This window comes from Paraburkholderia sp. EG286B (assembly GCF_040965655.1).
Classification (GTDB): Bacteria; Pseudomonadota; Gammaproteobacteria; order Burkholderiales; family Burkholderiaceae; genus Paraburkholderia.
Genome location: NZ_JBFRCF010000077.1, coordinates 1 through 4,579, shown reverse-complemented (window position 1 = coordinate 4,579; position 4,579 = coordinate 1). Strand labels below are relative to the sequence as shown.

General features: G+C 58.2%; 4 protein-coding genes and 1 pseudogene. 2 read left to right on the top strand and 3 right to left on the bottom strand.

Annotated elements, in window-relative coordinates; all coding sequences use genetic code 11:
- Positions 1-188: 188 nt before the first annotated feature.
- Positions 189-536 carry a helix-turn-helix domain-containing protein gene (locus AB4Y42_RS43485; RefSeq protein ID WP_368697787.1) on the bottom strand — a complete coding sequence of 116 codons (348 nt, stop codon included), beginning with the start codon at positions 534-536 and terminating at the stop codon, positions 189-191.
- A gap of 187 nt (positions 537-723) precedes the next feature.
- Between AB4Y42_RS43485 and AB4Y42_RS43480 the strand changes: the two genes are divergently transcribed.
- Positions 724-2,511 (top strand): hypothetical protein, encoded by a 1,788-nt coding sequence (locus AB4Y42_RS43480; RefSeq protein ID WP_368697788.1) that lies wholly within the window; start codon positions 724-726, stop codon positions 2,509-2,511.
- Positions 2,512-2,579: 68 nt separating this feature from the next.
- Complete coding sequence (locus tag AB4Y42_RS43475) at positions 2,580-3,677, top strand: toxin-antitoxin system YwqK family antitoxin (RefSeq protein ID WP_368697786.1); 1,098 nt, start codon at positions 2,580-2,582, stop codon at positions 3,675-3,677.
- Between the two features lie 352 nt (positions 3,678-4,029).
- Here AB4Y42_RS43475 and AB4Y42_RS43470 read toward each other — a convergent pair whose 3' ends face one another.
- Together AB4Y42_RS43470 and AB4Y42_RS43465 are read right to left on the bottom strand one after the other, a co-directional pair.
- Complete coding sequence (locus AB4Y42_RS43470; RefSeq protein ID WP_368697785.1) at positions 4,030-4,293, bottom strand: hypothetical protein; 264 nt, start codon at positions 4,291-4,293, stop codon at positions 4,030-4,032.
- Positions 4,293-4,579: pseudogene (locus AB4Y42_RS43465) on the bottom strand (hypothetical protein); the annotation flags it as partial. The pseudogene AB4Y42_RS43465 and the gene AB4Y42_RS43470, both read right to left, overlap by 1 nt.

Below are 4,579 nucleotides of genomic sequence, written 5' to 3'. Positions count from 1 at the left end.
TGGAGTAGCACGGCCGGCTTGATTGAGGATTCGACGCTCCTGATCATCGAGGAAGGTCCGTTACCCGCGCTGAGCCGACGTTTGAATGTCCGCCTGAAAGCGCGCTCGAATGGCCGTTGGTGGCCGAGCTCTGCCTGACGCATCTCACTAATATCAGCGCCTCCGCGCCGGCAACCGGCTCGATCCGCTCAACGCCGCGTTAGACGTCCGGCCAGACGCTCCACAATCTCAATCACCATCGTCCGGTCGTTTGCGCTGAGCTTGCCAAGCAGTTGACTGAGGTGCTTCGCCTGGTCGCTGCTGCGACTACTGGCCTCAGTCAGCAAATCCGCCGCATCGCACTCGAAAAGCTCAGCCAGTTCAACCAGACGGGCCACCGTCGGCATCACGATCCCGCGTTCCATTCGCGACACCGCCTCGTTGCCAATTCCCAAGGCTTCGGCAACCTGTTCCTGCGTCCACTCGCTCGCCGTGCGGTGTCGCGCAATCGCACGTCCCACCATCATCGCAAGCTGTTCCGAATCTACCGTTGTCATGCGTCCTCCCATTCAACCCGAATGGTTGGGCATCAACCCTGAGAATTTAAGGACTTTTTAGGTTGTAACTAAACCTTGTAGGATGACTTGCCGATATAAAATCGGGATCCCAGTGAAAGTCGATCGAAATGAGCCACACGACCAGCAGGCTTCACCTACACATACGAGGGAAAACGACGTGAAAAAGATGCTCCATCCGAGGATTACCAGGGTCGCGCTCGGCGCGTCCGTCTGCGTAGCCCTAGCCGCTTGTGGCGGTGGCGGCGGTGGCAGTTCAACCGCCGTGGGCGGAAACAGTCCGCCCGCAACGAGCAATGCCCAGATCACGGGCAAGGCCATCGATGGCTACCTGTCCGGGGCCACCGTCTGCTTCGACAACGGACAAGGTGCGTGCGACCTGTCGCAGCCGACCACCACGACCGACGCCAACGGCAACTACACGCTCAAGGTCTCCGGGGACGCCACGGGGAAGCAGATTGATGTTCTGGTTACGCCGACAACCGTGGACAGGTCCAATCCGTCGGGGGCGCCGTTCACGACGACGTTCACGCTTTCGGCTATCGTCTCCGGCGCGACCCAGAACGTGACGCCGCTCACGACGATGGTGGTCGCGCAAATGAACGCCGGCAAGTCGCAGGATCAGGCGACGCAGGCCGTGCAAAATCTCGTCGGCTCCAGTGTCGACCCGGGCGCCGACTACATCGCCAACGGTGACAGCAACACGACTGGCGTCGCCGCAGATATGGTCGGGCATCTGGAGGCTTTGTACGGCAACGGCCCAGTTTCATGGACGCTCGTTCAGGCAACCATGAACGCTTACGCAGCCGTTGGCAATGTCGAAGGCGTGCAGCAATCCGATGTCAATACGCAACTTTCGAATATGGCACTGAGTCAGCCGATTGCTGCTACGGCAGCATTGGCTGACTCGCTCTATGCCGTCGATGGCGATCTGATTCAGGAAAGCAGCACCGGGGCCGTAGTCTCGCCCGGACTGTCGCCTGTGCGCGAGAACTGGACGCTCTCCGGTTCCACGCTGTCGATCACGCAGGAAGTCCAGAGCAGCGGTGCATGGAGTGCAGCGTCCCCTGTAGGTAGCTATGACGGCTGGTTCAGCGGCAACTTCATTCAGAATACAGCCGGTCTAGGCGCCATGCTGATGAAAACCGACGGGACATGGACGAACTGGTTTCCCAACAGTCAGCTTCATCCCGCGTATGCGCTTTCGTCGGTCGGTAACAATCTCGTCGGCACCGACCCGAACACGGGCGACGCCATAACCGCTTCCTACCGCACGATCGACGTATCGGGCCAGCCGCTCTCTACTGCTCTGCAAATCGACTATCGCAATCCGGTGCGCGGTTCGATGAGCGGTACGTTCCCGACCGGCACGACAGCCTATCTGGCCTCGACGCAGCATGCGAATGACCAGCTGATGCTGACGGAATCCGGCATTGGCACCGCACAATCCGGGTCGTGGAGCGCCTCGTATTCTCCGGGTACCGGCGTTTATTGGAGTTCGCTCAGCGATCCGACGCAGACGCTCACATCGGTTCAGCAAGTGGTCGGCACGCAGATCCAAGTCGACGGACCCTGTCTGCTTCTGCACATCGAAGCGGGTGGTGTGGCACAGATCGTGGAAAGCGGCGCTTCGGGTTGTAACTACGCGAATGAGCCGATCAGTTTCCCGGTCGCGGGAAGCTGGTCGGTGTATCCGCGCAACCCGAACGTCATCACCATCAGTCTGCCGAAGTCGGTCGGTGGCGCGACTGTTCCGATCACCGATACGATCAAAAACACCATCAATGCGGGCGGTTCACTGGTCGTTGCGTTGGTGAACGGCGTGCTGCTCAGCGGCTACATGCTGCCTGCATCGTCCGTCAGCACGGTTCAGCAATTCCCGGCAACGGTTACCGACACGATTGCCGCTGCAATGCGTGCCGCTGCAACCAACATCGGCGAAACACAGAACCCCTAACCCGACTTTCAGCCTGCAGGCCTCCCACTCGGAGGCCTGTTTCTATTTCCATATACAAACTTCGTCTCATGAAACTTCTGAATTCCCCATCTATTCTGATCCTGTCGTGTGCAGCAACGCTGCTTGCCGGATGCGGCAGCAAGCTCGACTTCCGCAATGCCGAAATCAGCAATGGCAAGGTCTACGCGCAAGGTGCTAACACGCCGTTTTCAGGCAAGGTCAGGAACGTACCAGGCGGGACCGTATTTGGCCCGCAGCAGGGATATGCAAAACTCATTGCAACCTTGAACAACGTCAGTCCCGATCTCTCGGTCGCCGACGTGGGCCTGGGCGCCCTGTGCGATGCCGAATCCAGTGATGGCGTACTGGACGGCAAGGTGATCTGCCGGGAGCCGAACTCCGAAACCGCAACCATCGAGTCGAAGTTCTCATCAGGTCGCCTCGACGGTTCCTTTACCGTCCACGACGAGACAGGTACGAAAACCCTAGCGCAACTGTCGTTCAAGGAAGGACAGCCCGACGGCAAGATGCAGGTCTATAGCGCGAAGACCGGCAAGCTGATCCACGCAGTGTCGTGGGAAGCGGGCACGCTCAACGGAGAGGAAAGCGGCTACGATCCGGATACCGGCAACCGGATTCTGCACGCCACACTCGTGAACGGAACCTACGATGGCGAAGTCACGCGATTCGCAGCAGACGGAAAAACGCAGCTCTACAAGGGAACGTACGTCCACGGGAAAGAGGACGGCGAGGTCACCCAGTTCGACCCGAAGACCGGTATCCGTGAAGTCGATCACTTTGCCGATGGCAAGCTGAATGGATCAGCCCAGGCGTGGGACGCCAGCGGCAAATCGCTCGGCGAAAAGAACTACGTTAATGGTGTTGATGTCGCGGAACAGCAGAAAGCCGATGAAAAAGCGGAGCTTGCCAATGAAATCAATCTCGCCCTGAATGACCCGGACCCGAAGGTTGCTGCATGCGTAAGGGCGATTGTCGATCACAGCGGCATGGCGATGAATGACAGCCAGCAGAGTGACTATGACAGGAAACTCCTGGCTAGACACGTGGAATGCAAAGCTAACCCGGATGCACTCCCAGCAGCGTCCGATCAGTCACTGAAGATCATGCCGCCGACATCGGATAGCAATAACGCAAGTCACTCGTGACGAGTTGAAGCGTAGTTGCGGGTGAAAACAGGTCTCCTTCGTGAGACCTGTTTTTTCTTCATTACAGCAAGCAGCGGAAAGCAAGAAAGAGAAAGCTTCAATTGGGACAGTCGCGTAAAGCAAGCGAGCGGACAGGGCGCGCGCCCTGTCAACCGGAAGGCATATGCGCCGCGGAGCAAAGCACCTGAAATGAAAAGGTTGGACTAGATCAAACAGGCAGCGTCAGATCGGCTGACTCAGTTCAGGCCACAAAGTGCCATTCGAATTTTCATGGCGAACGTCAGCTTGTATGTGTCCAACAGTCCTTCAAGCAACAGCATTCCGCGGCAGAAGGCCGGTCGTCCATACGACGCTACCCACGCTGCTCCCGGCCCTGTTCGTCCTCGTCCACCCGCCAGCGCCAATATCGGTCGGGCTTGATCCACACGGCATTGGCGGAAATCTTCTTGAACGCAGATAAGACTTCGTTACCTAGCACGAGATTCCCATCCGCGTTTTCACGAAGCAATGCCTCTGCGTTCGCTTTCGTGAGCATGTCGACCGTGTCATCTTGATAGATGCACCCGTCGCGATGCAGCATCTCAAGCATCCAATGAGCAGCCGTGGAGGCAAGCATCACTTTTTCTCGTTCTCAGGCGGGGGGAGGGGTGCCTTCGGTTCGGCTGCAACGAGCTGTTCTTCCTTGAACTCCCCTTGGTCGAGTTTCTTGCCCGCAAACCATTGGCAGTAGTAGGAACGATCCGGCTCCTTGGGGACGATCTTCACCGACATGACGGGTGTCACGGGGCGGCGTAATCGAGCCGGGGATGGGCGGCGTAATGGAGCCAGCAGAAACGGGGATAAAGCGCAGATTCGAACGGGCTCAAGAATGCGGTTTTTTGCCCGGTTTGGCAACCGCGTTT